Origin of the sequence: Mesorhizobium sp. SARCC-RB16n (genome assembly GCF_008520305.1) — a bacterium.
Taxonomy (GTDB): domain Bacteria; phylum Pseudomonadota; class Alphaproteobacteria; order Rhizobiales; family Rhizobiaceae; genus Mesorhizobium.
This window is the reverse complement of the sequence record NZ_ML703287.1, coordinates 23575-37582: the sequence shown is the minus strand read 5'-3', so window position 1 is coordinate 37582 and position 14008 is coordinate 23575. Positions and strand designations below refer to the sequence as shown.

Here is a 14008-nt window from a genome sequence, read left to right as displayed (position 1 = left end):
CCGGCGCCGCTAGGTCAGTCCGAAGTAGGCCGCGACGTCGCGTGAGCGGCGAAAGCGTGACGGATCATCGATGGCCGTCATGAACGAAGGTGCTGTGACCGGGCCGACCTCAGGGATTGCCATGAAGCGTCGGCACAATTCGCTGCGAGCCACCATTTTCACGACCAGATCGTGCAGCCGGCAATACTGCCTCCATAGCGGGGCGCGCGCCGACAGTCTGTCGTCCATCAACTCGGACGACAGCGGATCTTCCGCAACCGCAGTATGGCGTTTTCCAAGTCGAGGAACTGGCCTTTAGATTGCGCCGGTGGGTTAGCAGAAGCCGTGTCCGGTAGCAGCTTTCCGACTTGATATAGGCCTATCGGAACCAGCCGGTGCAGCATGATTTGAGCGATGCCGAGCGCATCGGCCTTGTCGGTCTTGTTGCGCCGCGCCGATAGCCGGCGCGCACGTGCTGCGTCTCCAGGCAGATGGCCGGCAGGCCGAGTTTCTTGAGTTCGGGATGCAGCCAAGGCGACAGCGAGCCGGCCTCGTGGCCCACACGCCGCGGCAGAAACTGTGGCCGAGCCTGCGGTGAATCGGGAACCCGCCGTATCGATCAGGAAATCGGTGACGCCGGATTTACATATCTGCCTCGAAGACGGAAAGAAGTTCAAATCGCTGGTGGCGCCGAACTACGCCGCCGCCCGTTCGGCGCTGGCGAAGGCAATCGGGTTGGGGCGCAAGCCGATGGCGCCAGAAGGAGCCAAGGTGGAAAAACCGAAACGGATGCCTCGGGCTGCTGCGGTGACTGTGACAGCGGCAGCTGCAAAATCATCGGTCAAGAAAACGCGCAAAGACGCCGCCAAGGCTTAGCCTGCGACGCAAAACGGCTTCGATGGTGCGGCTTGCAGCCTTTCTCACCCAGCGCTTGAGCTTTGAGAAGAGCTGTCCAATCGGATTGAGGTCGGATGAGCATTTATGCAGGAGGAAGAGCCTTGCGCCGGCAGCGCGGACCCGGCATTTGGGATGCGGTGGCCGCGCAGTCTTATAGCTAACTCTTTAATGGCATTCTGCGCCGGCAGCTCCACAAGAAAATGCAGCAAGGTCGACGCGACAAGTACGGCAGTCAGATACCCAGCAGTCGCCACTGACGGAGACCAGCCTTCTAAAATCTGCAGATGGCCTAGGAAAAACCGAAGAACGAGCTGGTGAGTGAGATAAATAGCAAACGAAATCTCGCCAAGAAAAATCATTGGCCGTGATCCCAGCAGCCGCGCCAATGGGCCGGTGCTTGACGCCAAAACGGCCAGTGCAACAGCGATCGGAATGTTCGGGGAAAGGCTTTGCCCGATCCAATACTCCATCGACAAGCCGGTGGGGAAAATGGATTGAAGCTCTGAGCCAATGACGCGTGTTCCCCAAATGAAGAACAAGATCGATAGAGCCTCGAAGCCGGCCCACGTGACCAAGGAAAAGCTAAGCCGGTCTCGATTCCGTAGCCAGACGGCCGCGGTAGCCGTGCCGAGTGTGAATTCGAACAGTCGCGCAAGCGGATTGGTCATCACCAGCCCCTGCATGACGAAAACGTCTTGTCTGCCAGAATAGGCAGGCAAATCGATGATACAGGCCAAGGTGACCACGGCGACTGAAATCCCCAGGGCTGCGGCCAACTTCCACGGCCAGGTTGTCGCGATGTTCAACACGAGCAGCGGGAAAAGCAGATAAAAACCCATTTCGGTCGAGATGCTCCAGCTCACGGCGTTGTAGCTGAAGAAGTAATGACCAGTCGGTATCCAGGCCTGCACGAGCGCGGCGTTGGCAATGAAAGACTGAAGCTGGAACGGGACGCCAAGCGCGATCGCAGCGAGCAGGGTCACGGCATGCGCCGGCCAAATGCGGGCGAACCTAGCTACGTAAAACTGCCACACAGTCACCCTGCCAGAGCCGAGCGACGAGTAGGAATAGGTGAGCACAAAACCAGAAAGTATAAAAAATACCGTGACACCAATGTCCGCCCTCCAGGCGAAGGAGATATCCGTCGGGATCCCGAAACTTCCCCGCAAATGATGGAGAACGATCGTAAAGGCTGCAAGAAATCGCAGTCCAGTAAGTGCATGTAACCGCAGTTTGATTCCTCCGATCACACTGGATATCGCTTTAGGCGCTGGGCTTCAATCTCCCTGGAAACCTTTCCACGACACAATGCGAGGCCGGCATAAAGGCTTCGGCTGCATTTGAGATTGGAAATCATCGCGTTCTGCCGCCCGAACAAAAACTTGCGGCAGACGACGGCGATCAATCCATCTGTGAAGTTCCCGAGCGCCGTCGCGCACGAGGCAATGCCTGGGCCAGCAGTTTCCACCCACCTCAATTTGTCGAGAATGCGAAATGATCCCACAGAACCTTGCAGGCGGTCAGCGTATGGGGCTAAGTCCTCCGTCAGGCGGCAGCAAAGGTGGGGAGAAAAACGGGGTGCATTGGTGAATCTCACGATCGTCGTTTCCTATGGGAGATCTGGCTCAACAATCTTTATGCGGATGCTTCGCGAGAATCCGGCATTTCTAATCAGGCAGGTCTTTCCTTACGAAAGTCGGACTAGTCAATATCTGTTCGCAGCATCAAAAGTTGGCTTACCGCCCGATCTTTCCCCTGTTACCTACCAGGAGGCAACCTATGACTTCGCACAGGATGGGGACGAGGCAGTTTGGGATTTCGGCCGGCAGCTAAATAAGCTCAAGCCCGGCGATCCGATAGCATTCTCCAGGCTTATGTTGAACCACGTTGCCGATGTTGAGCATAATACGGAAGCCGTACATTCAGTTGAAAAGGGAATTGGGGTAGATCTCGCGCGTGAGATTGCCGAAGTACGCCAAGACGTTAAACTAATATTTTTAATTAGGGATCCGCGTTCGATTTATTATTCTGTAAAATCGTTCAATAAGAAAAGAGGGATCATATCTTTTGGTGAAGAGGCCGGAGACAATGTATTATATCAGAGGATAGTTCAATTTGTGCAGTATGTGCGTTGGCTATCCCTACGTACTGCCGGAAGATCAATCGTTCTACGATACGAGGAAATGATGGAACATCCTGACCTATTCTGCAGGCGTGTTCTGTCGTTTTACGATCTCCCCGATGCCGATGATGTTGTTGAGAAAATGACCTCTGTCGTTGATTTATATGATCAAAGCGCTAAAGATCACATGACTTCATCACCCCGCAAGGATCTTTCGCGCTGGAAAAGTGACGCCAAAGAAAGCGATCTCTCGATATTTTCGAAATGGGAAAGTGATCTCAAGGAAATCGGCTATGAATAGGTCTGCTTGGCGTCCAGGCGCGCCGACGCGGAATGCGAATCGAGGAAGCCCGACTGGGTGGGATTCTCAAGCGCGTAGTGCCGGGTACAGCGCTCGAATTCCTTGTTCATCGAGCCAGCGAGGTCGTGGCGATGCCTAGCAAAGAGAGTGCGCTTGAGAGACAATCGGTACGGGGCGAGCCGCGCGGTGTCGTTGCATCGCGAGAGGCCAAGAGATCGCTGGATCGACAGCTTTGCGAGGCACTTGAGGCTTTGCAATTGCAGACCCAGCGGGCAGAGTACGCGGAGGCGGCACTCATCCTTGCCCAAGGGCAGCGTGATGCCCTCCGAGTGGCGTTCAGACGTCGGATCGCATCCTCCCATCTGCTGGCGCGGGCCGCGGCACTTGAGGCGGAGGCAGCTGAATGGCGTAACCGATATTTCAATCTACGAAATCGATTGGAAGCGATCCTGCAGAGATTTGGGATTCTAAGGCTGGCTCGTCTTATGCCGTCGCCCCTTCGACGTTTTGTGCGCAATCGCATGCTGGGTCCAAAGAGGCAGCCGTGACGACCATACGCGATGCCTTAGCGGCGCCGCTCCCTGGAGCGGCTACTTTGTTACCGCCCTCTGGCTGCCTGGACGGGGCGCTCTATCGCGGCAGCGCGGCGCTGGCCGGCGCCGCCGGCTTTGACGGAGATTTCTTGCGCCCATTCTATGAGGCGACCGGCCTCGCTGGTCCACCCGCTGTTGCTTGGTTGGAACTCTCTGCAATGGGCGGGACACCTCCCATGAATCGGGCGGAGGCAGAGGCCCTCGCCGGTTCATTGCGAAGCAGTGCACTCTTCGATGGCGCAGGATATGGTCGTCTCCTGCCCGCCGGCATGGACCCCGTCCTGCACTATGTTGTGGCGGGCGAGCGCATGGGCTGGAGGCCGTCGGCTGGCTTTGATCCATACTACTACCTGGAGCGCTATGGCGACATCGCCGCCGCTGGAATCTCCCCACTCTGGCACTACGAACACAACGGACGGGACGAACGTCGCCAGCCTGTGTCACTCGCCGATGGTTTGATCTATCCGCAGTTGGCGACCGAAGGTGCCCCCGTCGTATTAGTGCTGTCACACGAGGCGTCCCGCACCGGAGCACCGGTCCTTGGGTGGAATCTAATCCGACATCTTTCGGATCGCTATCGCGTCGTCTCCTTAGTCCTGCGCGGAGGCGAACTGGAACGAGATTTTGAGGCAGCCGCAGCCGTCTCGATCGGCCCCCTCGCCGAGTACTGTCACTCAGCGGACGCTAGTCGGATCGCAGAGAGGATCGCCGAGGTCTACGCCCCGCTCTACGCTGTCGCAAACAGCGTCGAGACGCGTGTGATTGTCCCTCACCTTGTCGCGATGGGTGTGCCAACAGTGGCTCTAGTACATGAATTTGCCGCATATGTACGGCCGGTCGATTCAATGCGTCAAGTTTATGACTTTGCTTCGCATGTTGTTTTCCCTGCACGCGTAGTTGCGGAGTCATCCGCTCGATTCTTTTCTGATATGAAGGTGAGAGCCGGCGTTCATGTAAAGTCGCAGGGACGCAACGATCCGCCGCGCTCGCGTGAGATCTCCAATGGTTCCTATTCGGCCGAGGGCAAGGCTCTCGGGGGACCGCTGGACGAAGTCGAAGGTCGCTTTGTGGTCATTGGGGCCGGCTTTGTGCAAATCCGGAAAGGAGTGGACCTGTTCATTGCTGTTGCCGCGGCAGCACGCCGCCTCAGACCCGACCTAAGATTTCGCTTCATCTGGATCGGTGAAGGATACGATCCCGTCAACGATCAAGACTATTCGTCCTACCTTGCGGAGCAATTGGTTCATTCCGACCTGGGCGATAGCCTCGTTATGACGCCTGCGGTGGCGGATCTGGAGCCCTTCTACGCTCGGGCGGATGCCTTCTTGATGTCTTCGCGGCTCGATCCGCAACCGAATGTAGGCATCGACGCGGTGACGCGCGGAATACCGACGATATGCTTTGAAGGTGCCTGCGGTACGGCAGAAATTCTTTCTGCCGACGCGGATACGCGTCATCTCGTGGTGCCGCACCTAGACACCCACGCCGCCGCGGAGGAAATCTGTCGTCTCGCCGCTGGCGGCACCGACATCGGCCGACTGCGAGCCACCGTGGCGCGGGTCGGTCGGGAAGCCTACGATATGAAGGGCTATGTCGGCTATTTGGATGCGCTTGGACTTGATGCGGCCGAATCGATGAACAGGGAGGACCTTGAAACTCTGGTGTCGTCCAAAGCAGTAGACCCAGCGATGCTGCTACCGATGGACAGCGACGTCCTGCCGGAGTTCGAACTGGAACGCATGGCACTTCTGCGGTGGTCCCTATGGGGCGGTCTAGAAGGCACGACGGCGAATCCATTGTTCCGCCGACCCTGCGCGGGATTCCACCCGCAGGTATATGCCAAGGCCCATGAGCAAGACTGCCTCGCAGGGCGTAGAAGTCCCCTTGCACATTGGGTCAGGAATGGCCGGCAACGTGGGCCGTGGTCACGGACAGTGTTCTCGCCAGACAACGTGCCACGAGCGGCCACCACACAACGGATCGCCCTGCACGGGCACTTCCACTATCCCGAACTCGCCGCCAACCTTTGTTCCAGGCTGCTGCGGAACAGCACCCTCGTTGACCTATTCCTCTCAACTGACAGTCACGAGAAGGCGGAACAGTTGCGTCGTACATTCAGGCAGTACCACGGCTCCGTTTCGGTCGCAGTCTTCCCAAACCGTGGGCGCGACATCGGAGCCTTCCTCACGGGCTTCGCGCGCGAGATTGTTGACGGTGCCTATGACGTGTTTGGGCATGTGCATGGAAAGCGTAGCCTGGCGGCAGGCGCGTCGCTTGGAGACACTTGGCGAAACTTCCTCTGGGAGAATCTCGTTGGGGGCGAGTACGCGATGTTGGACCTCGCAGCCGCCGCTTTCGCGGCAACTTCCGAGCTTGGACTCCTGATGGCTGAGGACCCCCACCTTTTAGCTTGGGGTGCAAATCGGGACATCGCTCAGGGCTTTGCGGGGCGCATTGGAATATCAACGCCTCTGGATGATTTTTTCGATTTTCCAATTGGTAACATGTTCTGGGCGCGCCCGGCGGCGTTGCATCCGTTGCTGACGCTTGGGCTGGACTGGAGCGACTGGCCAACGGAACCGGCCGATTATGACGGCACGATCATGCACGCACTGGAGCGTCTTCTGCCTTTCGCCGCACGTCATGCGGGACTGGAGGTAGCTGGCATGCGCGCTCCGGGGACGTCGTGGTAAAAGCAGAGAAAAGCCCGTTTCGCCGAAACGTGGCGACAACTTCTGGGCAAGTACCGAGCGCAGATTGACGCGAGTACACGGAGTCGTGCGGTTGCCGACAGCAATCTGCTCTGTATAAGGGATGCTTCCTAGAGGTAATGCTGCTGATGAATGTTGATATCCCAGGGCTGCTAAAGGCAACTGAGCCGATGGCGCGATCCATTGCATCGACCAAGGGGGTGTCGCCGCGCATCAGCCAGGACGACATGCTTTTTGACTTCCTCGTGCGGGCAGTTTTCACGGCTGACCACGAGAAGGCCATTGAGGCCTATTTCATGGGCGGCGAAGATTGCGCAAACCGATTTGCTGGTCTCGTACATGAATACTTCCCAGACGGACCAAAGAATGTGCTCGAATTCGCTTCGGGATATGGCCGGGTGACGCGCTACGCCAGAAAGGTGCTTCAAAGAACGGAATGGATTTGCTGCGATATTCATCCGCAAGCCATTGCGTTCCTAGCGAGCGAACTTGGCATACCAGGATCGGTATCGTCTGCCGATCCGGCTCGTTGGTCCGTCTCCACTTCCTTTGATGTCGTCTTTGCACTATCCTTCCTTTCCCACACGCCCGACAAGACTTTTGCGGCGTGGGTGGAGCGCCTATTTTCTGCAGTTGCTCCGGGAGGGCTTCTCATCTTCACGACACACGGCGCCGTCTCTCTGGCGAATATGAAGCGTGGCGGCCTCAAGGCGGAGTTTGACGATCGTGGTTTTTACTGGAATTCGAACAGCGACCAGCGCGACCTAAGCCCGGACGACTATGGCACCAGCGCAGTGACCCTTCGCTATGTCCAATCGGCAGTAGCTCCGCTTCACCGCGCCGAACTTGTCCGGTTTCAACAGGCGTTTTGGTGGGGACATCAAGACCTTTACGTGATTCGGAAGGCGAAGGTCGGTTGACATAAGGCACCGCTGGTAGCGTACTCGACGCCTTGCTGATCGCTGCTTCAACTGGGCCGTTTTTTGAGCCAATGGACTGAGTGGTTGCATGCTATTGGCGCTTTGGAAAGCGTCAGGGGCGCAGTTGAGTCAGCCTGAGGAAACGCATTCAGATATGCCCTACTGATGCCTTGTTTTGGGTGGGCGTGGTTCATTGGCTCACACCTGGTCCAAGCATTGCTGCGTCGTAAGCGGTGTTTCCGGGCCACCCTTCGGGAGTGATCGCGATCTGTGAGGTTGCCGATCCTGTATTGGGATCGGAGATAGGCTTGTGTCTGGACTTGACCTTACGCTTGACCCGGAGCGGCAGCCTCGGCGTTTCGAGGTGATCAACGGTGCTGGCGGCCGGCGTCACTGGTCGCTGGATGACAAGGCGCGGATCGTCGCGGAGACGCTGGAACCGAAGGCAATCATTTCCGAAGTCGCCCGGCGTTATGGTCTCAGGCCACAGCAGGTGTTCGCCTGGCGGCGCGAAGCGCGCAAACAGGCCGCTTCGGTGCAGCAGGAATCTCCGGCCTTCGTGCCGGCGGTGGTGACGGCGCCGCCTCCGGAACCCGCGCCGACGCGTCCAGCGCAGCCGCTGAAGCGGAAGACGGCCCGAGATGCTGGCGTGATCGAGCTTGAGATCGACGGCATCGCCATGCGGGTTGGTCGCGGCGCCGACGCCAAGACGGTTGCGGCGGTGATCCGAGCGCTGAAGGCGACGTGGTGATCGGGCCGACAGGCGCCGTCAAGGTCATGGTGGCAACGAAACCAGTGGACTTCCGCAAGGGCGCGGAGGGGCTGGCTGCGTTGGTGCGCGAGACGATGGGCGCCGATCCGTTCAGTGGTGCAGTCTATGTGTTCCGTGCGAAACGAACGGATCGGATCAAGCTGATCTTTTGGGACGGCAGCGGCGTCTGCCTTTATGCGAAGCGGCTGGAGGATGGCGAGTTCCGCTGGCCGAAAGTGCACGATGGCGTGATGCGGCTGACGGCCGCTCAATTGTCGGCACTGCTTGAAGGGCTTGATTGGCGGCGCGTCCATGAAGCCCGCCGGACTCGCGCTCCGGCGCAGGCGGGTTGATCCGCGACCAAGTGAATCAGCCTCAATTCCACTGTCGCTTGGCACCGGCGGATATGGTCTCATCCGGTCATGGCGATGACGGCGGACCAGCTTCCCGACGATCCAGATGTGCTGAAGGCGATGGTCCTGGCGCGCGATGTCGAGAATGCCCGCCTGACCCAGATCATCAAGGAATTGCAGCGGCACCGCTTCGGCCGCCGCGCCGAGAGCCTGCCCGAAGATCAATTGCTCCTTGGCCTCGAGGAGGCCGAGCAGATCGAAGCGGCAGGCGAGGAAGAGGCCGATCGTGCCGATCCTGCCGCGCGCAGGGAGCGCACCGCAAAGCGGCGGGCGAACCGGGGCGCGCTGCCGGCGCATCTGCCGCGCATCGAGATGGTCGTCGACATCGGGGACCCTGCCTGCCCCTGCTGCCGCAACGGCCTTCACCGGATCGGCGAAGACGTCAGCGAACGTCTCGATATCGTGCCGGCGCAACTGCGCGTGATCGTCGTGCGCCGGCCCAAATATGCCTGTCGTGCTTGCGAGGACGTGGTCGTGCAGGCTCCGGCGCCGGCTGATCGAGGGCGGTCTGCCGACCGAGGCAACGGTCGCCCAGGTTCTGGTCTCCAAATATGCCGATCACCTGCCGCTCTATCGCCAGGCGCAGATCTATGCCCGGCAGGGCATCAACCTCGACCGTTCCACGCTCGCCGACTGGGTCGGCCGCGCCGCCTGGCATCTGCGTCCAGTCCAGGAGCGGCTGCTGGAGAAGCTGAAAGCCTCGCCGAAACTCTTTGCCGACGAGACCACGGCGCCGGTGCTCGATCCCGGCCGCGGCAAGACCAAGACCGGGCAACTCTGGGCCTACGCTCGTGATGACCGACCATGGAACGGAAGCGACCCGCCGGGCGTCGCCTATGTCTATGCGCCGGACCGAAAGGCGGAGCGACCGATCGCTCATCTGGCGGGCTTTGCCGGAATCCTGCAGGTCGGCGGATATGGCGGCTATCGGGTGCTCGCCGACAAGAGCGGCGCAACGCTCGCCTTCTGCTGGGCGCACGTGCGCCGGCGCTTCTACGAACTCGCCGCAGCCGGTCCGGCGCCGATCGCGAGCGAGGCGCTCCGGCGCATCGCAGAGCTCTATCGCGTCGAGGACGACGTCCGCGGCCAGCCGGCAGACGCACGTCTTGCCGTGCGCCAGGAAAGGAGCCGACCGATCCTGGCCGAGCTCGAGCCGTGGCTGCGCGAGAAGCTCGGCCTGATCAGCCAGAAGACGAAGCTCGCCGAGGCGATCCGCTATACGCTGTCACGCTGGGAAGGGCTCACGCACTTCATCGGTGACGGCCGCATCGAGATCGACAGCAACACCGTCGAACGTTCGATCCGCCCGATCGCGCTCAACCGGAAGAACGCCCTCTTCGCTGGCTCTGACGGCGGAGCCGAGCATTGGGCTGTGGTCGCTTCTCTGATCGAAACTTGCATACCTAGACTAGACTAGGGCTAGTCCGCTGCTTCGGCCGCCGGGTGCGAACTCAGGACAACTAGCGCCTCCACGTTCAACCCTTGCCAGGGGGTTGTCGAGGCGCAGGAGCCAAAATGCTCCAGTCAAGTGTCCTTGGTCGACGGTCCCGCAGATCGTCGAATGGCCAATTCAGCCCGCGCCTAAACGGAATTTCATCAGTCGAGCGTACAGCGCGGCCTACGCACAAATTGGTGCCGTAAAATTTCACTTCGGGATCGGCGTAGCCCATATGCTCGCACATGTCTTTGATGCACAGCCCCGTTGGCTGCCACCACGTTCCAGCGAAAAATCGACCGAAGTTGGCATAAGAGTGTTCGAAGTCCTCGACTGCATTGCTTTGGATGATCAATGAGCCGCCGGGTTTGAGAAGCGAGCGAAGTGCATGGAGGCCGACCAGCATATCGCTGAGGTGGTACAAAACGCCGGCGAAAAGAATAAGATCGAGGCTTGAAGGCTGAATCATCTCATGGATTTTGTAGACCGTTCCCAACATCGGCCGCACGGCCCTTGCGTCGAAAGTTGAAGCAAGAAATTCACATTGAGCCAAGTGTTCAGGAATTTCGTCCAAGGCGTACACGACCTCGGCGCCACGGTGTGCCATCAGCAAGCTCAAACCGCCAGTGAAGCAACCGATATCCGCCACACGCATCCCATCGAGGCGTGTTGGCCAGAATGCCCAGTGATCGAGCGCGCCAGCTATTGTCAGATAGTCTTCGCCCAGCAAACCTTCTTTGCGAAAGGGGCCAAAATCGATGGTGTGACCCCAACCGTATTGAGAGGCTGCGCCGAGGCGATCCGCTTCTGCTTGAATAGAGTCGACAGGAGTTTCGACCGGCAGTGAAAATGGCCAGGACGCCGGGCTGAACGCTGTTTTCGACATGAGCGTAGGTAGTCCTTCGGAATGTGCGTCTGCGCCATATCACGGAGCGGAGGCGCCCTCTGATGTCAATGTCTTCGTGCTAAGAGAGCGCGAACCATTCGACGGTAGGGCATCGTTTGGCCACAGTCTAATCCACGTCAGCAAATGTCCGCTACCCGCGATCGGACCATCGAAAGGATGCCGGCAGAATCGGCAACATTGACTGGCGCACGTTATGATGCCCCAAGGACAAGGCTTGGTCCTTAATTCGAACTATATGGACTGTTCCGGGCACCACACGATGAGGGATTCCGTCCCAGGTTGTCTCAATATGCCAGGACCAGTCCTCGACTCCGAAGCCATCAGCCTCATTGCCAAATTTATAAGGATGACGCCGATGCACTTCATGCGGCGCGAATACATTTGCTGTCCAGATATAGTTCATCGCAAGGGATGACCGATTGAACCCAGGGGCATCGCTCGGCTCGTGAATCAAATGAAAAGACTGAGTCCCGGCGCCTGGCGTACTCGTCCCCGATTGTCGGTTGAGATCGCCATTGCTGAAGCAATAGACGACCTCTGGATGCCACACCGCCAAAGCTGCGGCCGAGGGGTCCGTAGCAGCCGCGTGGGCCTCACGCAGCCATTGCTCACCCCATAAGTCGTCTCCATCAAAGAAGGCGAGAAATCTTCCCCGCGCAAGGACGGCCCCAGCATTGCGAGACATCGCCGCATTGCCGAATGACACCTCTTGCACCCGATCGAGAAAGCTCCCGCGGGAGGCGACGATTTGTTTGGTTAGAGAGTCGGGACGATCGAGGATCGCCTGCGTCTGGACGAGAAGCCCCGCCGATCGCGCCACATCCACCACTTCGCGTAAGCTTTGCAGCGCCGGAGTGGCGAAATCACCTTCCGTGTGAAAAACGATGGTTGCGGTGATGTCAGGGGTGGTCATGACGAAGGCCCAAGCAAGTGGTCGCGCAGGATTACCTCGGCGCGCGCATTGTCAGTGACGAAGGTCGCAAAACGAGGCGTCTCGCCAGAGCGGTCGTCTGTTCGCGTTGCCCCGAAACGATCGTGGGGACTGCCCAGTTGCACGCGATAGAGCGGACTGTTTTGTGACAGCCCGCGCCCAAACCTCCTGAGCATATCAAGTCCCATCTGACCGGTTAAAACAACGACGGCCTTTGGCCGCAAGCCGTTCACAAGCAGCGCAAGGTTTGCTCCGCTCGTCGCATCGCGGGAAATGTCCCAAAGATAACTTGCGCCGCGACCGTCTCGAACGAAGTCGAGCCAGCACAAGATGCTTGCCTTCCGAAGGCGCGCCAACAGGAGGGGGTCGTTGATCGCATCTAATTCGGACGAAATTTGTTCGGTGGCTATGACTTGGGTTGAGCGGCCGGCCCCGCTAAGACCGTCGACTAAATTCGCCACGAATTCTCCAACTGGGTCCGGCCCCAATCGATCTGCGATCAAGAGCACGTCGGGAGGTCGGGGTATCGAAACAAGCAGACCGTCGACGTCAAGGCTATCTCTTGAGGCGAAGTCGAATGCGTAAAATTTGCGGAGGTTGGGAATTGCATTTTCGCCGGGAGCCAGAACGCCCGCGTCATATCGCGCTTGATTGACGATCTGCTTGACAATTTCTTGCGGAATAGGCGACGCCGTCCGCACTGCTACGACCATCCCGCGCCACCTATAGTGCGTCCACTTCCTGCAGAAGAATGAGGTTGCCACGTCTCCGCAACACACGTCGACAAACGGAGAAATGCGACGCCCCTCCTTCAGACCATGATCGAGCCAATGCCTAGCTGGGTCCAGTCCGGCGGCCGCGACATCGGAGTTGATCTCAAGGTACGTTTCTGGATCGAATTGAGCCGCGACAAAGTCAAGAAAATCCCGCTCTTCAGGGGTCGTGTCGTACTCAGCAACAGTTCTGGCTAGGTTCCCCCGATGGTCAATTGGTTCGTTTTGTGGGGCATCGAGCCCATTTTGAGGGGTACCGATCTCTGAAGTGTCGCCTGCCTCTATCAAATGGATGGAGCTACGTCGGAAAAGCCGTTCCCAACCTCTGGCGAGATTGCTTTTGGCAATTGCCACAGTCCGATCAAGTGAGCTGCGCTTGTGCGATGCCATGGGTGGTCAGCTCGGATTGTTTTTTGGTGAGGTGATATTCAGACGGTACAGCGTGCAATTCAAACGACCGGTCTGGCAGTTGCCTACGTCAAAAGTTCTGGTCACGGCTAGTCACATCCTCAACCAGGGATGGCGCATGATCATCTCGCAGTAGGACTCGTCCAATTCCTGCTCGCTCATTCGCCTTAGCATCGATTTCCCGCGTATGCGGTACCGGCAGAGCACTTCTGGAATGAACACTCCGTAGAACCCTTGCCTGACAAACTTGCACCAGAGGTCATAGTCTTCGAACCCAGGGCTGATCAGGCGGCTATAGCCTCCAACGGAATGCCACGCAGACTTTTTGATCAATGCCATCGCATCGATGTAATTTCCTTTCGCCAGGCGCGCCGGATCCCATACGCCGACGCAGCCGATCCCAGATACTTCATCGAAGAATTCTAGCTGGCTGTAAGCAACTTGTGCTGCAGCGTTTATACAACCGGCTACCATTTTGCCGATGGCTCGAGGATAAAGAATGTTATCGCAATCTAACGCGAAAATGTATTCGGCATGGGCGTGCTCAAAGCCGGTGTTTCTCGATTGAAATAGGCCGTAGTTCTCGTCGTGAGCCAGCAGTTTCGCGCGCCAAAATCGCGCTTGATTGTCCGCTATCCAGCATTTTGCCAACTCGAGCGATCGATCGGTTGAGTGGTCATCGACAATAATGAGCTCTAGGTTATCGTGGGTCTGGGCGCTTACGCTCGCGAGCGTTTCTAACAGATATTGATCGTAGTTGTAGGAACTGACCACGACAGTTACGCAAGTGCCGGCCCGCCTTTGGCCTTCGGACTCGAAAATCGTGGCGCTCATTACAGGAAAGGGCAGTAAGTCAGGCATCGTGGA

11 protein-coding genes and 3 pseudogenes are annotated in these 14008 nt (G+C 58.3%); 7 read left to right on the top strand and 7 right to left on the bottom strand.

All coding sequences use genetic code 11. The annotated features are described in order from the left end of the window. Positions 1-12 precede the first annotated feature (12 nt). Positions 13-556 (bottom strand): annotated as a pseudogene (locus C7I87_RS28165) (transposase); the annotation flags it as partial. Here C7I87_RS28165 and C7I87_RS28160 point away from each other — a divergent pair. Further along, positions 544-855 (top strand): annotated as a pseudogene (locus tag C7I87_RS28160) (MucR family transcriptional regulator); the annotation flags it as partial. The pseudogenes C7I87_RS28165 and C7I87_RS28160 overlap by 13 nt on opposite strands. A gap of 44 nt (positions 856-899) precedes the next feature. On the opposite strand, the gene C7I87_RS28155 reads toward C7I87_RS28160, so the two are convergent. Then, positions 900-2126, bottom strand: coding sequence for an acyltransferase family protein (locus C7I87_RS28155; RefSeq protein WP_188394031.1), 1227 nt, complete (start codon positions 2124-2126; stop codon positions 900-902). A gap of 336 nt (positions 2127-2462) precedes the next feature. On the opposite strand from C7I87_RS28155, the gene C7I87_RS28150 reads away from it, so the two are divergent. After that, positions 2463-3299 (top strand): sulfotransferase, encoded by an 837-nt coding sequence (locus C7I87_RS28150; RefSeq protein ID WP_188394030.1) that lies wholly within the window; start codon positions 2463-2465, stop codon positions 3297-3299. On the opposite strand, the gene C7I87_RS28145 is transcribed toward C7I87_RS28150, so the two are convergent. Then, positions 3290-3607, bottom strand: coding sequence for a hypothetical protein (locus tag C7I87_RS28145; protein WP_149907293.1), 318 nt, complete (start codon positions 3605-3607; stop codon positions 3290-3292). The genes C7I87_RS28150 and C7I87_RS28145 overlap by 10 nt on opposite strands. A 461-nt stretch (positions 3608-4068) precedes the next feature. On the opposite strand from C7I87_RS28145, the gene C7I87_RS28140 reads away from it, so the two are divergent. The 5 genes and pseudogenes from C7I87_RS28140 to C7I87_RS28120 all read left to right on the top strand — a co-directional run. Next, positions 4069-6585: a rhamnan synthesis F family protein gene (locus C7I87_RS28140; RefSeq protein ID WP_188394029.1), complete on the top strand. Its 2517-nt coding sequence runs from the start codon at positions 4069-4071 to the stop codon at positions 6583-6585. 146 nt (positions 6586-6731) lie between these two features. Next, positions 6732-7523, top strand: coding sequence for a class I SAM-dependent methyltransferase (locus C7I87_RS28135; RefSeq protein WP_188394028.1), 792 nt, complete (start codon positions 6732-6734; stop codon positions 7521-7523). Between the two features lie 310 nt (positions 7524-7833). Continuing rightward, positions 7834-8274, top strand: a complete 441-nt coding sequence (locus C7I87_RS28130) for an IS66-like element accessory protein TnpA (RefSeq protein WP_149907290.1) — start codon at positions 7834-7836, stop codon at positions 8272-8274. Further along, positions 8271-8627: an IS66 family insertion sequence element accessory protein TnpB gene (gene tnpB, locus C7I87_RS28125; protein ID WP_149907289.1), complete on the top strand. Its 357-nt coding sequence runs from the start codon at positions 8271-8273 to the stop codon at positions 8625-8627. Before C7I87_RS28130 ends, tnpB begins: the two co-directional genes overlap by 4 nt. A 69-nt stretch (positions 8628-8696) precedes the next feature. Continuing rightward, a pseudogene (locus tag C7I87_RS28120) lies at positions 8697-10086 on the top strand (IS66 family transposase); the annotation flags it as partial. 76 nt (positions 10087-10162) lie between these two features. Here C7I87_RS28120 and C7I87_RS28115 read toward each other — a convergent pair. The 4 genes from C7I87_RS28115 to C7I87_RS28100 all read right to left on the bottom strand — a co-directional run bounded on the left by C7I87_RS28115 (position 10163) and on the right by C7I87_RS28100 (position 14002). Then, positions 10163-11008 (bottom strand): class I SAM-dependent methyltransferase, encoded by an 846-nt coding sequence (locus tag C7I87_RS28115; protein WP_149907288.1) that lies wholly within the window; start codon positions 11006-11008, stop codon positions 10163-10165. Between the two features lie 151 nt (positions 11009-11159). After that, the gene (locus C7I87_RS28110) at positions 11160-11942 is read right to left on the bottom strand and encodes a glycosyltransferase family A protein (RefSeq protein WP_149907287.1); all 783 of its coding nucleotides are present in this window, start codon (positions 11940-11942) and stop codon (positions 11160-11162) included. Next, entirely contained in the window at positions 11939-13123 is a 1185-nt protein-coding gene (locus C7I87_RS28105; protein ID WP_149907286.1) for a hypothetical protein, read from the bottom strand. Before C7I87_RS28105 ends, C7I87_RS28110 begins: the two co-directional genes overlap by 4 nt. 111 nt (positions 13124-13234) lie before the next feature. After that, entirely contained in the window at positions 13235-14002 is a 768-nt protein-coding gene (locus C7I87_RS28100) for a glycosyltransferase family 2 protein (protein WP_149907285.1), read from the bottom strand. Between the last annotated feature and the right edge of the window lie 6 nt (positions 14003-14008).

Excerpts from the sequence above, each read along its gene's own strand:
- C7I87_RS28110 (WP_149907287.1), bottom strand. The coding sequence starts at position 11,942 with ATGACCACCCCTGACATCACCGCAACCATCGTTTTTCACACGGAAGGT.
- C7I87_RS28105 (WP_149907286.1), bottom strand. The coding sequence starts at position 13,123 with ATGGCATCGCACAAGCGCAGCTCACTTGATCGGACTGTGGCAATTGCC.
- C7I87_RS28140 (WP_188394029.1), top strand. The coding sequence starts at position 4,069 with ATGAATCGGGCGGAGGCAGAGGCCCTCGCCGGTTCATTGCGAAGCAGT.
- C7I87_RS28115 (WP_149907288.1), bottom strand. The coding sequence starts at position 11,008 with ATGTCGAAAACAGCGTTCAGCCCGGCGTCCTGGCCATTTTCACTGCCG.
- C7I87_RS28135 (WP_188394028.1), top strand. The coding sequence starts at position 6,732 with ATGAATGTTGATATCCCAGGGCTGCTAAAGGCAACTGAGCCGATGGCG.
- C7I87_RS28100 (WP_149907285.1), bottom strand. The coding sequence starts at position 14,002 with ATGCCTGACTTACTGCCCTTTCCTGTAATGAGCGCCACGATTTTCGAG.